The organism is Paractinoplanes atraurantiacus (assembly GCF_900215205.1).
Lineage (GTDB): Bacteria > Actinomycetota > Actinomycetes > Mycobacteriales > Micromonosporaceae > Actinoplanes > Actinoplanes atraurantiacus.
The window spans coordinates 51,337-65,547 of record NZ_OBDY01000032.1 but is presented as its reverse complement, the minus strand read 5'-3'; the positions used below and the strand labels follow the sequence as shown (position 1 = coordinate 65,547).

The following is a 14,211-nucleotide window of genomic DNA, read 5'->3' as shown; positions in this document are numbered from 1 at the left end:
TGCCCGGGCGGTTACAGCAGGATCAGATCGAGCAAGGCGAACAGGAACAGCGCGATGCCGACGAAGCCGTTCGAGGTGAAGAAGGCCCGGTTGACCTTGGAGAGGTCGGTGGGCGTCACGATGACGTGCTGGTAGATGAAGGCGGCCGCGGCCAGCGCGAGGCCGATCCACCACAGCCAGCCGAGGCCCACGACCTGGCCGAACCAGACGAACAGCGCGAACGTCACCACGTGGGTGGCGGTCGAGATGTGCAGCGCGGTGGGCACGCCGAAGCGGGCCGGCGTCGAGTGCACGCCGATCTTGCGGTCGATCTCCACGTCCTGGCAGGCGTAGATGATGTCGAAGCCGCCGATCCACAGGCCGACCGCGACGCCGAGCAGCCAGGCCGGCCCGGATCCGGAGAACGTGCCGGTGATGCCCAGCCAGGCGCCGACCGGGGCGACCGCCTGGGCCAGGGCGAGGACGTAATGCGGGAAGTTCGTGAACCTCTTGGCGTACGGATAGACGACCAACGGGATCACGGCGAGCGGGAAGAGCACCAGGCAGAGCCAGTTGAGCAGCCCGGCCGCCACCGCCATCACGACCAGCGAGACGATGGCGCCGGTCCACGCCGTACGCGGGGAGACAGCCCCGGTGACGAGCTCCCGGTTGCGGGTCCGCGGGTTCTGGGCGTCGATCTTGCGGTCGAGGATGCGGTTGGCCGCCATCGCGAACGTACGGCCGGAGACCATCGCGATCGTGATGAGCAGCAGGTCGATCCAGTGGATGCCGGTGCCCTCGCGGTCGAGCGCGACCGCGGCCGACAGATAGGCGAAGGGCAGCGCGAAGACCGAGTGCTCGATGGTGACCAGTCGCAGGAACGACTTCACCTTGCCCGGTCGTTCCCCGGCCGCGGCGACCGCTGTCATATGCCGTATTCCTTCCAGCGCTTGTCCACCAGGCCCACGACTTCAGGCGACATCGTCATCTCTTCCGGCCAGCCGCGGGTGTAGCCCTCGCTCGGCAGCTTACGGGTGGCGTCGATGCCGGCCTTGCCGCCCCAGAACTGCTGGTAGGAGGCGTGGTCGAGGTGGTCGACGGGCCCCTGGGCCAGCATCAGGTCGCGGTCGTAGTCGACGTTGCCGAACGCCCGGAACGCGACCTCGTTGTAGTCGTGGACGTCGCAGTCCTCGTCGACGACCACGATGAGCTTGGTGAGCGACATCAGATGGGCGCCCCAGATCGCGTTCATGATCTTCTGCGCGTGCTTCGGGTACCGCTTGCGGATCGAGACGATCGCGCAGTTGTGGAAGACGCCGGCCGCCGGCAGGTCGTAGTCGACGATGTCGGGGATCAGCATCCGCAGCAGGGGCAGGAAGATGCGCTCCGTCGCCTTGCCCAGGCCGTGGTCCTCCTGCGGCGGCTTCGACGTGATGATCGAGTGGTAGATCGGCTTCTTGCGCATCGTCATCGTTTCGACGTGCAGCACCGGGAAGGGTTCAACCGGGGTGTAGAAGCCGGTGTGGTCGCCGAACGGCCCCTCGGGCATCCGCTCGCCGGGCTCGATGTAGCCCTCGAGGATGATCTGGGCGTTCGCCGGCACCTGAAGCGGGACCGTCAGGCAATCGACCATCTCGACCCGCTCGCCGCGCAGGAAGCCCGCGAAAAGGTATTCGTCGATGTCGGACGGGAGAGGAGCGCTTGCCGAGTACGACACCACGGGGTCGCAGCCGATGGCGATGGCCACCGGCAGGCGCTGCCCCAGTCGCTCGGCCACCGCGTGGTGGGCGGTCGAATCCTTGTGGATCTGCCAGTGCATGCCCAGCGTGTTTCGCGAGTGCTGCTGCAGCCGGTAGAGCCCGAGGTTGCGCTTGCCGGTCTCGGGGTGCTTGGTGTGGGTGAGACCGAAGTTGTGGAAGATGCCGCCGTCGCCGGGCCAGACCTGAAGACCGGGCAAAAGGTTCAGGTCAACTTCATCGCCCTTGAGTACGACCTCCTGGCAGGGAGCGGTCTTCACCTTGCGGGGCGGCAGCGACTTGAGCTGGAGCACCTTGCCGATGCCCTCGCGGATGCCGGACCAGCCGACCGGCAGCTCGGGCTTGAGCATGGCGCCGATGCGGTCGCCGACCTCGTCGAGCGACTCGACGCCGAGGGCCATGGCCATGCGTTTCTCGGTGCCGAACAGGTTGATCGCCACCGGCATGTCGCCCCGGGTGGGCCGCTCGAACAGCAGCGCCGGGCCACCGGCCCGGACCGTGCGCGTCACCACCTCGCTGATCTCCAGCGTCGGGTCGACCGGAACGGTCACCCGGCGCAGCTCACCGGCCGCCTCGAGGGCGGCAACGAAGCTCTGCAGATCTTCATAGGGAAACCCACGCGGCGCCATGCACCCCAGTCTTCACCACGGGTCCGGCAGTTCCGAGCCGGGGCGATCACCGTCACTCGCGATGTCCGATTCGAGTTGGAGTGGGCGATTGTTCCCTTGAAGCGGAGGTGATCCGGTGAAGGTCCGGAACGTGGCGCGCTGGTATGCCGCGGCGGCACTGGCCACCGCGCTGATCAGCGCAACCCCGGCCCTTTCCGCCGGACCAACCGCCGCGGGCGGGGGCGCCGCGCAGGAGAAAGGTCCCGCAGGCCAGGCTGCCACAGAAGAGGTCGCGGGCGGCCCCACCGCGGCCCGGGACGCCGCACCCCAGACCCACGCGGGCCAGGCCGGCGCAGGAAAGGGCGCCGCGGGTGGGGGCGCCGCGCAAGAGGAAGGTGCCGCGGGCCGAAGCGCCGCGGGCCAGGGCGCCGCGCGAGCGGGTGCCGCGCAAGCGGGTGCCGGCCGAGAAGGTGCCGCGCGAGAAGGTGCTGCGGGGGCGGCCGTTGCGGCGCTGGGCGGGCGGGGTGGTCTGCCCGTGTGTTCGCCGGCTGGGCGTTCGACGCGGGCGCCCACTGTGCCGGCGGGGGCCGGGGCGCCTGGGGCGTGCCGGGCGGCTACGAGTCCCATTGTCGAGTCGGGGGTCAGGCTTCCGCGGCGGGGGGAGGCTGGGTTCACGCCGAGCGGTTATCACCATCTGGGTGCGAACACCGCCGGCGAGTGGGGTGGGGTCTCCGGGCGCATGTCGATCGTCGACGGGTCTATTCGGCCGCGGTCGTACGACTTCGTGGCCGGGCGCTTCATGGTCAAGCGCAACCTGGGCCGTGGCGTCATCAACTGGCTCGAGGCCGGGTGGGCCGAGACCGGCTGGGCCGGTACCGGGCGGCAGCACATCTACACCTTCAACACCAACACCAAGACCTGGCAGTTCTACGACCAATACGCGCTGCGGCCCGGCGACAAGGTCTGGCTCGACCTGCACAGCGACCCCGACGGGGTGTGGAGCGCCTGGCTGTGGTGGGGCAACCGGTGGAACCTGCTGACCGCCCAGCGCCTGCCGCTCGGCTCGACCGCCGTCATCGAGCAGTACGTGGAGGTTCACGTCGACGCCGGCCGACCGGGTCTGATCGACGTTCCACCGGTGACCGTCGACAACGTGCGCCTGCGCCCGGCCGACGGCGGCGAGCCGCGTCTGTGGCGTGAGGACGTGCCCACCCTGACCGGCACCGACCCCACCCAGCGGCAGCAGCGCGGCGGTTTCTGCCTGGACTGGCGCACCCGCTACGACACCTGGACGGCCGGCGACTGCTCCCGCGGCCTGCTCAGCCCGGCGGCTCCCCTGCCACCACCGCGGGGCGACGCCGACGTGATCGGCGAGCCCTACGCCTACGAAAGCCCGGCGCCGAAAATCGACGAGCCTTAGGCACACGAAACCCGGCGGAAGGCTCAGCGCACGAAGGCCAGCTAGCCACGAACGCACAAAGGCCCGGCGGAAGGCTCAGCGCACGAAGGCCGGCCAGCCGGGAACGCACAAAGGCCCAGCGGAAAGCTCAGCGCACGAAGGCCGGCCAGCCACTAAGGCACCAAGGCCCGGCGGAAAGCTCAGCGCCGAGGCCGGCGAGCCCGGACACACGAAAGCGCGGCGCCGGAGACCGGCGCCGCGCCCACGAGCGGATGAGAGGGCTCAGCCCGCGTTCGCGTACGAGTGCAGGCCCTCGAAGAACAGGTTGACCCCGAAGAGGTTCATCAGCATGGTCACGAAGCCGATCAGCGCGATCCACGTCGCCACCGTCCGCTTCACGCTGGGCGTGGCCCTCGCGTGCAGATATCCGGCGTAGACGATCCAGGAGATGAACGCCCACACCTCCTTGGGGTCCCAGCCCCAGTAACGCCCCCACGACGCCTCGGCCCAGATCGGGCCGGCGATCAGGGCGCCGAAGGTAAACAGCGGGAAGGCGAAGGCGTGCAGGCGGAACGTCAGCCGCTCCAGCAGCGCGGCCTCGGGCACCCGCTTGCCCAGCGTGTACGGGAAGCTGCGCTTGCCCTCGTCGTACCCGTTGCGGATGAGGAACATCGCGGCCGGCACGGCGCCGATCAGGAAGATGCCGGAGCCGATGATGACCGTCGAGACGTGGATGATGAACCAGTACGAGTTCAGCGCCGGCACCAGCGGGCCCACCGGGGTGTACGCGATGAGGCTGGCCGCGCCGAGCATGACGACCAGCGCCAGCGTCGCGAACAGGCCCAGATGGCGCACCTTGGGACGGGTCAGGACGACGCCGGCCCACACCGCCGAGGCGACGAAGGTCGTCGACAGGATGTACTCGTACATGTTGCCCCACGGCATCCGGTCGGCCGCGACCCCGCGGGTGACCAGGGCGCCCAGGTGGAGCAGGAGCGCGAGCACGTTGAGGCCGACCGCGATCCGGCCGATGAGCTCGGCCCGGTCGCGCCGGGCCGGAGGCGGCACGATGTCGTCCGGCACGACGTCATCGGCCACGGAGGAAGGCGCCACGGAGGAAGGGGCCGGAGCGCCCGCGCCCACGAGCTGGCGGGCCGGCCGGGCGGCCGCCTTGCCGATGTGGCTGCGCTTGCCGAACGCGTACTCCCCCGCGTAGCAGATCATCGCGAACAGGTACGCCAGGACAGCGGCGGCCAGTAACTGATTCGACAACTCCGCCATCAGGACGTCCCTTCCTCGGCGGTTTTGACCAAAGATGCGAATTCATCGGGAAAACCGGGATAGTCGGTGCGCGGCAGCCCACCGGCCACCAACAACGTACCGCCGGACGATGCCGGCGTACCTGGCAGGGCGCGGAACCAGACCCGGCGCCGTTGCCCCCACAGCGAGAGCATGAGGCCGCTGAGGCCGAGGACCGCGCCGACGAGGGCCAGCGACTGCGTCGGGTCGTACCGGATGGAGAGCGTGGCGAACGGCCGTGTGCCGAGGAACTCCAGCTTGCTGCCGTCGTCCAGGGTCCACGTCTCGCCGACCCGCAGCGGGTGCGGCCGGGCGCCGGTGATGTTCTTCAGCTCGCCGGTGGCGATCTGGCCCTGGTCGAGCGAGTACACCGAGCGCGGCGTGCCCACGTCGAGCCCGAGATCGCCCTGATAGGCGGTGAGGTAGAGGGCGGGGTCGTTCTCGGCCGGGAAGGCCGAGGTGGCGCTGCCGTCCTTGGCCACGGTCGGCAGGTAGCGGCCCTCGAAGGCCATCTGGAGCTTGGTGTCCCGCCGGCCGGTCTTGGGGTCGATGTTGACGTCCGGGAACTGGGCGACGCCCTCGCTGGTCTGCATGGCGTCGACCGGCAGGAACGGCACGACCTTGGTCTGCGCGACGCCGTAGCGGTCGGTGTAGCGCAGGATCGGCGCGTAGCCGTGGCCGAGCAGGTGCACGCTGGCCCCGTCGAGCCGCAGCGGGTCGTTGACCGTGAACTTGCGGGTCTCGGCCGCTCCGCCGTTCTGGGTGACCGAGACGGTCGCCGCGAATGTCTTGGGCTGGCCGGTGCTCTGGAAGGTGGCGTCGAAGTCGGTGAGCTTGAGGCAGAAGTTCGGCAGGTCGGCCGCGGTGACGCGTGGGCCGAGCGACGAGTCGTCGTACTGCGTCAGCGAGTTGCAGAAGCCCTGGTCGGCGCCGCCGACGAGGATGCGGTTGCCGTGCCAGCCGTACCAGTGACCGAAGCCGACCCCGATCAGCACGGCCAGCATGCTGATGTGGAACAGGAGGTTGCCGGTCTCCTTGAGGTAGCCCTTCTCGGCCGAGACGGTGAAGCTGCCGTCGGCCTGTTCGCGCACTTTGGCCCGGAATCGGCGCTTGCGCAATTGCTGGGCGATCACGGCGGCGGCCGCGGCCGGCTCCTGCCCGCTGGTCCACTCGTCGCTGTGCTGCGGCAGGCGCTCGAAGCGCTTCGGCGCGTCCGGGACGGCGATCCGCAGCGCCCGCACGTGGTCGATCAGCCGCGGCACGACGCAGCCGATCAGCGAGACGAACAGGAGCAGGTAGATCGAGGCGAACCACGGCGAGGCGTACACCTCGAACCCGCCGATTTTCTCCAGCCAGGGCGCCAGCTTCGGATGAGCCGTGTAGTACTGCGTGACCTTCTCGGCGTTCACCGCGCGCTGCGGGAAGACCGAGCCGGGAATCGCGGCGACGGCGAGCAGGAAGAGCAGCACCAGCGCCGTACGCATGCTGGTGAGCTGACGCCAGGAGTTGCGCAGCAGCGCCCAGATCCGGTTACCCCGGCGGGGTGGCGGGGCGGCCGGTGGCGCCTCCCGCTCCTCGACGATCGTCACAGGATGCCCTCCGCTCCCAGGTCGAAGGTGGTCTTCAGCCAGATCAGGAAGTCGCCCCAGCCGCCGGTGACCAGCGCCAGGCCGACCAGGATCAGCAGCACACCGCCGACCCGCGTGACCCACCGGCTGTTGCGCCGGATCGTCCGGAAGACCCCGATCAACTTGCTGAAGAAAAGCCCGAAGAGCACAAACGGAAGACCCAGGCCCAGGCTGTACGCCACGGCGAGCAGCACGGCTCGGTCGGTCTCACCGGACGTCACGCCCAGCGCCATGACCGCGCCCAGCGTCGGGCCCACGCAGGGCGCCCAGGAGATGGCGAAGATCGCCCCGAAGATCGGCGCGCCGAGCAGGCCGGCGGCCGGAAGCTTGGTGATGCGGGCCTCGCGCTGGAGCCATGGGATCCAGCCGAGGTAGCCGAGGCCGAGCACGATGATCAGGACACCGAGGGCGACGTTCAGCGCGTCCTGGTGACGGATCAGGAAGCCGGCGTTGACCACGACCACGTTGAGCAGGATGAAGACGACCGCGAAGCCGAGCACGAACAGACTCGTGCCGGCCAGCACGCGGCCCTTCGACCGGATCCTGGTCATGGTCGCGACGCCGCCCGCCGCGCTCTCTTGCGAAGCCTGCCGCGAGTCGAGGTCGGAGCCGGCCAGCCCGGTCACATAGGAGAGGTAGCCCGGCAGCAGGGGCAGGACACACGGCGACAGGATGCTCACCAGGCCGGCGATCGCGGCCACGGCGAGGGCCAGGATCAGCGGGCCGCCGCTGGCGATCGAGGCGAACTGCTCGCCCATCAGCCGTTCCCCTCCGCGGCCACCTTTTCCACCAGGGGCTGCAACTGGGTCACCGTGGTGGCCTGGCGGATCGCGACGGCGATCCGGCCCTGCCGGTCGATGATCAGCGTGGCCGGCGTGCTGGTCTGCGTCACGTCGAACTGGAGTGCGACCTTGCCGTCGACGTCGTAGATGCTCGGGTACGTCACCCGGTTGCGCTCGAACTGGATGGCCGCGTCCCGGTCGTCACGGGTGTTGACGCCGATGAAGGTCACGTTCTGCGCCTTGGTCGACTGGAACGTCTTCTCCAGGTCGTCGGCCTCGGCCCGGCACGGCGCGCACCACGAGCCCCAGAAGTTGACCACGACCACCTTGCCCAGGTCGGACTTCAGGTCGTACTGCTTGCCGTCGAGCAGTTCACCCTTGACCTCCTTGACCGCGGTGCGCTGGCCGGGAGCGCAGTCGACCACGCCGGAGGCCGTGGAGCACTTGTCGGCCCAGCTGTCCCCGCCGCACCCGGCTAACGCACCGGCCGAGAGGACGGCGGTGGCCAGGACGATGGCGAGGCGACGCACGGTCAAGCTCCCTTGGCGGTCTTGGCTGTCGCGGACATGGCCACCAGATGGGCGGCCGGCTCGGAGTAGTCGATCCCGACGACCTTGGAGTCTTCGAAGTGGAACGAGGTGAGGCTGGCCAGCCCGCACTGCCGCTTACGCGGATCGTGCCAGAGCCGCTTCTTCTCCACGTAGCGCCGAAGCGTCCAGATGGGCAGTTGGTGCGAGATGCAGACGGCCTCGTGGCCCTCGGCGGCGACCCGGGCCGCCTGGACCGCGGCGAACATGCGCTGCGCGATCACGATGTACGCCTCGCCCCAGGACGGGGTGATCGGGTCGCGCAGCACCCACCAGTGCCGCGGGTTGCTGAACGCGCCGTCGCCGACCGACACCTTCTTGCCCTCGAAGAAGTTCGAGCTCTCGATCAGCCGCACGTCGGTGGCGATCTCGAGGTCGAACTCGGCGGCGATCGGCGCCGCCGTCTCCTGCGCCCGCTCGAGCGGGCTGGAGACCACGTACGTCACGTCGCGGTCCTTGAGGGCCTCGGCCGCCGCCTTGGCCATCTGCTGTCCCAGCTCGGAGAGGTGGAAGTCGGGCAGGCGACCGTACAGGATCTTGCCGGGGTTGTGGACCTCGCCGTGGCGCAGCACGTGCACCGTGGTCTTCGTGGACTCGCTCATCGTGCGGCCGCCCTCGCTGCGTACGGAAGCGCCGTCGCGATCTGCTCCAGCGCCGCGTCGTCGATCGCGGTCGAGACGAACCACGACTCGAAGGCGCTCGGCGGCAGGTAGACACCGCGCGACAGCATCTCGTGGAAGAACGCCTTGAACGCGTCGGCGTCCTGGGTCTTCGCCGAGTCGTAGTCGACCACGTCGACCTCGGTGAAGAAGATGGAGAACATGTTGCCGGCGAAGGACAGCCGGTGGGGCACGCCGGCCTTCGTCAGCTCGTCGGACGCGAGCGCGCCGATCGTGGCCGACAGCTCGTCGAGCCGCTTGTAGACCGCGTCGTCGGCCAGCCGCAGCGAGGCGAGCCCGGCCGCGCAGGCCAGCGGGTTACCGGACAGAGTGCCGGCCTGGTAGACCGGGCCGGCCGGGGCCAGCCGCGACATCACGTCGCGGCGCCCGCCGAACGCGGCCGCGGGCAGGCCGCCGCCCATCACCTTGCCGAAGGTGAACAGGTCGGCCTCGACCGGGTCGAGCCCGGCCCAGCCGCCGGCCGAGACGCGGAAGCCGGTCATCACCTCGTCGACGATCAGCAGCGCGCCGTGCGCGTGGGCGATCTCGGCCAGCCGCTGGTTGAAGCCCTCGCGCGGGGCGACGACGCCCATGTTGCCGGCCGCGGCCTCGGTGATGATCGCGGCGATCTCGCCGCCGTTCTCCCGGAAGACGGCCTCGACCGCGGAGACGTCGTTGTACGGCAGCACGAGCGTCTCGCTCGCGGCGGCGCCGGTGACGCCGGGCGAGTCGGGCAGGCCGAGGGTGGCCACGCCGGAGCCGGCCGCGGCCAGCAGCGCGTCGACGTGCCCGTGGTAGCAGCCGGCGAACTTCACGATCTTGGAGCGGCCGGTGAAGCCGCGGGCCAGCCGGATGGCCGACATGGTGGCCTCGGTGCCGGAGTTGACCAGGCGGACCTCGTCGACAGCGGTGCGCCGGACGATCTCCTCGGCCAGGTCGACCTCGCCCGCGGTGGGCGTGCCGAAGCTGGTGCCGCGGGCGGCGGCGGCCTGGATCGCGGCGATGACCTCGGGATGTGCGTGGCCGTGGATGAGCGGGCCCCACGAGCAGACCAGGTCGACGTAGCGCCGGCCGTCGGCGTCGGTGAGCCATGCGCCCGAGCCGTGCGCCATGAATCGGGGCGTGCCACCGACCGCTCGGAACGCACGCACGGGTGAATTGACCCCGCCCGGCACGATGGCCTGGGCGCGGTCGAACAGGGCCTGGGAAGCCGGGGCGTCCTCCGGGTAGGGGAGGCCCTCGGCGCGGTATGAGGTGGTCACAGCGGCTCCCATTGTGTCAGCGCACTCCGGCAAGAAGAGCAAGAGGGTTCCTCACATCACCCGAGGATGCCGTAAAGGGGCACACGGGGATGTCCGGAACGCCCGGTTACGCTCGCGCCCGACGGGCCGAACCGGTGCATAGGCGATAGGCTGACCCGGTGGAGCGACCCGAACTGTCGATCACGGTTCAGCGAGCCCCCGACGAGGTCGTCTTCCACCTCGCCGGGGAGATCGACGTGCTCACGGTCAATAATCTGTCGACGCTCGTCAACGAAGTGCTCGCCGAGCCGCCCGCCCGCATCGTCCTCGACATGGCGGGTGTCACGTTCTGCGACTCACAGGGCCTGGGCACGCTGGTCGTGCTCAGCCGCAAGGCCCAGCACGCCCGCGCGGTGCTGGCCCTGGCCAACGTCGGCGACTTCCTGATGCGAGTGCTGGATATCACCGGCCTCAGAAGCGCCTTGATGATCAGCAGCACGGCCTGACCCACCCTGGCCGATCTTGGCGCGGTCAAAAACCTTGCCTTGACGCCGGTGTCAATGCCTAACGTCAGCTGACGGATGGAGGGCGCCGATGTTGATCGGAGAGCTGGCCGAGAAGGCCGGCACCAGCACGAGGACGCTGCGCTACTACGAGCAGCACGGACTGGTCCACGCCGGCCGCGACGCGAACGGATATCGCCAGTACGACGACGCCGAGCTGCGTGTCGTGCACGAGATCCGCTCGCTGCTGGCGGCCGGTTTCGGTCTCGAGGACATCAAGCCCTTCGTCGCGTGCCTGCGCGCCGGTAACGAGCTAGGGCACGTCTGCCCCGACTCGGTCGAGGTGCTGCGCCGCAAGCTGGCCGAAGTGGACGGCTACATCGGGCAGCTCACCGACATCCGGCAGCGTCTGCGCGCCCAGCTGAACGAGGCCGTCGAGGAGTCCCTGTGCCTGACCATCACCTGCCAGCCCTGACCGATGCCACCTTCGCCGAGACGATCCGCACCGCCACCACCCCGGTCGTCGTCGACGTCTGGGCCGAGTGGTGCCCGCCCTGCGGCCCGATGGCCCGCACCCTGGCCGAGCTCGCGCCCGAGTTCGACGGCAGGCTGCGGATCTACACGCTCAACGCCGACGAGAACCCGGAGACTGCCCGCGCCCACCGGATCATGTCGTTGCCGACGCTGCTCGTCTACGACAACGGCACGCTGATCAGCGCGACGGTCGGCGCCCGCCCGAAGTCAGTCCTGCGGCTGCTCCTGGCGAACACCCTCACCCCGTACGCCAATGTGTGATTAATTGCCCCAGCGGGCCTTCTCCAGAAGGGCCAGCGCTTCGGCGGCGGCATCGTCGCCGCCGGAGCGCAGCACCCGGGCCGCCTCGTCGACCGTCTCGGTCAGCCGCTGCCACTGCGCCTCACGCTCACGGCTCGCGTCGCCCTGGGCCTTGAGCTGCTGCGATTTCGTCCACAGCTCGACGAAGATGGACACCTTGGCCCGCAGCACCCACGGGTCGAACGGCTTGGTCAGGTAATCCACCGCGCCCACCGCGTAGCCCCGGAGCGCGAGCTGCGCGTCCCGGTCGGCCGCGGTCAGGAACAGGATCGGCACGTGCCGGGTGCGTTCCCGCCGCTTGATGTGGCTGGCCGTCTCGAAGCCGTCCATGTTGGGCATCTGCGCGTCGAGCAGGATGACCGCGAAGTCGTCGGTGAGCAGCTGTTTCAGCGCCGCCTCGCCGCTCTGCACGGCCACCGGGGTCACCGGCAGGCCCTGGAGGATCGCTTCCAGCGCGAGCAGATTGTCCTTCCGGTCGTCGACGAGCAGGGCCTTGGCACGCTCAGCCACGCGTGATCCTTTCCTCGGGGTCCGCGTTCACCCAACGAGCCATCAGCTCGATCAGCTCATCGAGGTCGACGGGCTTGGTGATGTAGTCGCTCGCGCCCGCCGCGAGGGCCGACTCCCGGTCGCCGGGCATCGCCTTCGCCGTCAGGAACACTACCGGGAGGTCCTGGAAGCGCTGATTTCGCCGGATTCCCCGGGTCGTCTCGTAGCCGTCCTGGTCGGGCATCATCGCGTCCATCAGCACGATGTCGATCTCGGGGTGCTCGGCCAGCACCCGGACCCCGTCGACGCCGTTGTCCGAGTACAGGACGTTGAGCCCGTGCATCTCGAGGGCGCTGGTCAGGGCGAAGACGTTGCGGACGTCGTCGTCGACGATCAGCACGGTGGCCCCGTCGAGCTGGCGGCTGGCCGGGGTGACGACGTGGCTCTCGATGTCGGCCCGCTGGCTGAGCACGGGCATCTCCATCAGCGGCATGTCGAGCGACGCCGCGGCCGGCTGCACCACCACGGTCGCCGTGGGCAGGGTCGGCAGGGCGATGGCCGGGATGCCCTCGGCGCTCAGCGCGTCCGGCATGTAGAGGGTGAAGGTCGAGCCCTCACCCGGCCGCGACGACACCACGATCGTGCCGCCGAGCAGTGCGGCCAGATCCCGGCTGATCGACAGACCCAGGCCGGTGCCGCCGTACTTGCGCGTGGTCGTGCCGTCGGCCTGCTGGAACGGCTCGAAGATGATCGCCAGCTTCTCGTCGTTGATCCCGATCCCGGTGTCGCTGACCGAGAACGCGATCACCTGCTGGGCCGAGGCCAGCGCCGGCACCTCGAAATCGGTGTTGGCCGGGGCCGCGAAGATGTTCAACGTCACCGAGCCCTTGTCGGTGAACTTGACCGCGTTCGACAACAGGTTGCGCAGGATCTGCTGCAAACGCTGCGGGTCGGTGACGATCGAGGCCGGCAGCCCGCTCTCGACCTGCACCCGGAACTGCAGGCCTTTCTCCTCGGCCTGCGGCGCGAACGCCTGCTCGACATAACTGCGCACACCGTCGAAGTCGACCTGGTCGGGCTCGACGTCCATCCGGCCCGCCTCGATCTTGGCCAGGTCGAGGATGTCGTCGATCAGCGACAGCAGGTCGGAACCGGCACTGTGGATGGTGCGGGCGAACTCGATCTGCTTCTCGGTCAGGTTGGTGTCGGCGTTGTCGGCCAGCAGCCGGGCCAGCAGCAGCAGCGAGTTGAGCGGGGTGCGCAGCTCGTGGCTCATGTTGGCCAGGAACTCCGACTTGTACGCGCTCGCCCGGGACAGCTGCTGCGCCTTCTCCTCCAGGCCGCGCCGGGCCTGCTCGATCTCCCGGTTCTTGGTCTCGATGTTGGCCTTCTGCTCGCTGAGCAGTTGCGCCTTGTCCTCGAGCTCGGCGTTGGTGCGCTGGAGCTCGGCCGACTGGTCCTGCATCTCGCGGGCCAGACGCTGCGATTGGGAGAGCAGTTCCTCCGTACGCCGGTTGGCCTGAATGGTGTTCAGAGCGACGCCGATCGTGGAGACCAGCCGCTCCAGGAAGGTCAGGTGCAGGCCGGAGAAGGCGGCCACCGAGGCGAACTCGATGACGCCGAGCATCTCGCCCTCGAACAGCACCGGCAGCACCACCAGGTCGTTCGGCGGCATCGACATGAGGCCGGAGCGCATGGTGAGGATGCCGTCGTGGGTGGCGCGGACCCGGATCGTGCGGCGGGAAACCGCGGCCTGACCGACCAGGCCTTCGCCCGGCCCGAAGGTGACCTCGTGGTTGCGGGCGACATAGCCGTACGAGGCGGCGAGCCTCAGCCGCATAACGGCCTGCTCGTTGTCGACCAAAAAGAAGGCGCCGAGCTGGGCGTCGACCAGCGGCGTCACCTCGGTCATGATCATGCGGCAGACCTCGCCGAGGTCGCGCTGGCCCTGCAGCAGGCCGCCGATGCGGGCCAGGTTGGAGTCGAGCCAGCCCTGCTCGGCGTTGGCCTTTGTCGTCTCCCGGAGGGTGACGATCATCTGGTTGATGTTGTCCTTGAGCTCGGCGACCTCGCCCTGCGCCTCGACCGCGATGCTCTGGGTCAGGTCGCCCCGGGTCACGGCGGTGGACACCTCGGCGATCGCGCGCAGCTGGATGGTCAGCGTGGAGGCGAGCTGGTTGACGTTGTCGGTGAGGTCCTGCCACGTACCGGAGACGCCCTTGACCTGGGCCTGACCGCCGAGCTTGCCCTCGACGCCGACCTCGCGGCCGACCCGGGTGACCTCGGTGGCGAACGATGAGAGCTGGTCGACCATCGTGTTGACGGTGTCCTTGAGCTCGAGGATCTCGCCCCGGGCGTCGACCGTGATCTTCTGCGACAGGTCGCCCTTGGCCACCGCCGTGGTCACCGAGGCGATGTTGCGGACCTGGCTGGTCAGGTTGGTCGC

14 protein-coding genes are annotated in these 14,211 nt (G+C 69.4%); 4 read left to right on the top strand and 10 right to left on the bottom strand.

From position 1 onward, the window contains the following. Positions 1 to 11: 11 nt before the first annotated feature. Together mqnP and CRP55_RS43215 are read right to left on the bottom strand one after the other, a co-directional pair. Positions 12 to 908: a menaquinone biosynthesis prenyltransferase MqnP gene (gene mqnP / locus CRP55_RS43220; RefSeq protein WP_097327832.1), complete on the bottom strand. Its 897-nt coding sequence runs from the start codon at positions 906 to 908 to the stop codon at positions 12 to 14. Next, entirely contained in the window at positions 905 to 2,365 is a 1,461-nt protein-coding gene (locus CRP55_RS43215; protein WP_097327831.1) for a menaquinone biosynthesis decarboxylase, read from the bottom strand. Before CRP55_RS43215 ends, mqnP begins: the two co-directional genes overlap by 4 nt. A gap of 718 nt (positions 2,366 to 3,083) precedes the next feature. On the opposite strand from CRP55_RS43215, the gene CRP55_RS43210 reads away from it, so the two are divergent. Continuing rightward, on the top strand, positions 3,084 to 3,764 hold the full coding sequence (locus CRP55_RS43210) for a hypothetical protein (RefSeq protein ID WP_245923733.1): 681 nt from the start codon (positions 3,084 to 3,086) through the stop codon (positions 3,762 to 3,764). Between the two features lie 261 nt (positions 3,765 to 4,025). Here CRP55_RS43210 and ccsB read toward each other — a convergent pair whose 3' ends face one another. The 6 genes from ccsB to hemL are packed head-to-tail and all read right to left on the bottom strand — an operon-like array spanning position 4,026 to position 9,972. Next, positions 4,026 to 5,024 carry a c-type cytochrome biogenesis protein CcsB gene (gene ccsB, locus CRP55_RS43205; protein WP_097327830.1) on the bottom strand — a complete coding sequence of 333 codons (999 nt, stop codon included), beginning with the start codon at positions 5,022 to 5,024 and terminating at the stop codon, positions 4,026 to 4,028. Further along, positions 5,024 to 6,631 carry a cytochrome c biogenesis protein ResB gene (gene resB / locus CRP55_RS43200; RefSeq protein WP_097327829.1) on the bottom strand — a complete coding sequence of 536 codons (1,608 nt, stop codon included), beginning with the start codon at positions 6,629 to 6,631 and terminating at the stop codon, positions 5,024 to 5,026. The genes ccsB and resB overlap by 1 nt, the downstream gene beginning before the upstream one ends. Beyond that, positions 6,628 to 7,428, bottom strand: coding sequence for a cytochrome c biogenesis CcdA family protein (locus CRP55_RS43195; RefSeq protein ID WP_097327828.1), 801 nt, complete (start codon positions 7,426 to 7,428; stop codon positions 6,628 to 6,630). The genes resB and CRP55_RS43195 overlap by 4 nt, the downstream gene beginning before the upstream one ends. Further along, a complete protein-coding gene (locus tag CRP55_RS43190) occupies positions 7,428 to 7,988 on the bottom strand; it encodes a TlpA family protein disulfide reductase (RefSeq protein ID WP_097327827.1) in 561 nt (186 codons plus the stop codon). Before CRP55_RS43190 ends, CRP55_RS43195 begins: the two co-directional genes overlap by 1 nt. Further along, the gene (locus tag CRP55_RS43185) at positions 7,985 to 8,641 is read right to left on the bottom strand and encodes a histidine phosphatase family protein (RefSeq protein ID WP_097327826.1); all 657 of its coding nucleotides are present in this window, start codon (positions 8,639 to 8,641) and stop codon (positions 7,985 to 7,987) included. Before CRP55_RS43185 ends, CRP55_RS43190 begins: the two co-directional genes overlap by 4 nt. Continuing rightward, positions 8,638 to 9,972: a glutamate-1-semialdehyde 2,1-aminomutase gene (hemL, locus tag CRP55_RS43180; RefSeq protein ID WP_097327825.1), complete on the bottom strand. Its 1,335-nt coding sequence runs from the start codon at positions 9,970 to 9,972 to the stop codon at positions 8,638 to 8,640. The genes CRP55_RS43185 and hemL overlap by 4 nt, the downstream gene beginning before the upstream one ends. Positions 9,973 to 10,118: 146 nt before the next feature. Between hemL and CRP55_RS43175 the strand changes: the two genes are divergently transcribed. The 3 genes from CRP55_RS43175 to CRP55_RS43165 all read left to right on the top strand — a co-directional run bounded on the left by CRP55_RS43175 (position 10,119) and on the right by CRP55_RS43165 (position 11,237). Further along, positions 10,119 to 10,445 carry an STAS domain-containing protein gene (locus tag CRP55_RS43175; protein WP_097327824.1) on the top strand — a complete coding sequence of 109 codons (327 nt, stop codon included), beginning with the start codon at positions 10,119 to 10,121 and terminating at the stop codon, positions 10,443 to 10,445. Positions 10,446 to 10,533: 88 nt separating this feature from the next. Next, the gene (locus CRP55_RS43170) at positions 10,534 to 10,917 is read left to right on the top strand and encodes a MerR family transcriptional regulator (protein WP_097327823.1); all 384 of its coding nucleotides are present in this window, start codon (positions 10,534 to 10,536) and stop codon (positions 10,915 to 10,917) included. Continuing rightward, a complete protein-coding gene (locus CRP55_RS43165; protein WP_097327822.1) occupies positions 10,890 to 11,237 on the top strand; it encodes a thioredoxin family protein in 348 nt (115 codons plus the stop codon). Before CRP55_RS43170 ends, CRP55_RS43165 begins: the two co-directional genes overlap by 28 nt. Here CRP55_RS43165 and CRP55_RS43160 read toward each other — a convergent pair whose 3' ends face one another. Both CRP55_RS43160 and CRP55_RS43155 read right to left on the bottom strand, forming a co-directional pair. Next, positions 11,238 to 11,786, bottom strand: a complete 549-nt coding sequence (locus tag CRP55_RS43160) for a response regulator (RefSeq protein WP_097327821.1) — start codon at positions 11,784 to 11,786, stop codon at positions 11,238 to 11,240. Continuing rightward, positions 11,779 to 14,211 (bottom strand): ATP-binding protein (locus CRP55_RS43155; RefSeq protein WP_143235345.1); only part of this gene is annotated, 2,433 nt, incomplete at its 5' end. The genes CRP55_RS43155 and CRP55_RS43160, both read right to left, overlap by 8 nt.

Coding starts and splice junctions, on each gene's coding strand:
- mqnP (WP_097327832.1), bottom strand. CDS start 908: ATGACAGCGGTCGCCGCGGCCGGGGAACGACCGGGCAAGGTGAAGTCG.
- CRP55_RS43215 (WP_097327831.1), bottom strand. CDS start 2,365: ATGGCGCCGCGTGGGTTTCCCTATGAAGATCTGCAGAGCTTCGTTGCC.
- CRP55_RS43210 (WP_245923733.1), top strand. CDS start 3,084: ATGTCGATCGTCGACGGGTCTATTCGGCCGCGGTCGTACGACTTCGTG.
- ccsB (WP_097327830.1), bottom strand. CDS start 5,024: ATGGCGGAGTTGTCGAATCAGTTACTGGCCGCCGCTGTCCTGGCGTAC.
- CRP55_RS43195 (WP_097327828.1), bottom strand. CDS start 7,428: ATGGGCGAGCAGTTCGCCTCGATCGCCAGCGGCGGCCCGCTGATCCTG.
- CRP55_RS43185 (WP_097327826.1), bottom strand. CDS start 8,641: ATGAGCGAGTCCACGAAGACCACGGTGCACGTGCTGCGCCACGGCGAG.
- hemL (WP_097327825.1), bottom strand. CDS start 9,972: ATGGGAGCCGCTGTGACCACCTCATACCGCGCCGAGGGCCTCCCCTAC.
- CRP55_RS43170 (WP_097327823.1), top strand. CDS start 10,534: ATGTTGATCGGAGAGCTGGCCGAGAAGGCCGGCACCAGCACGAGGACG.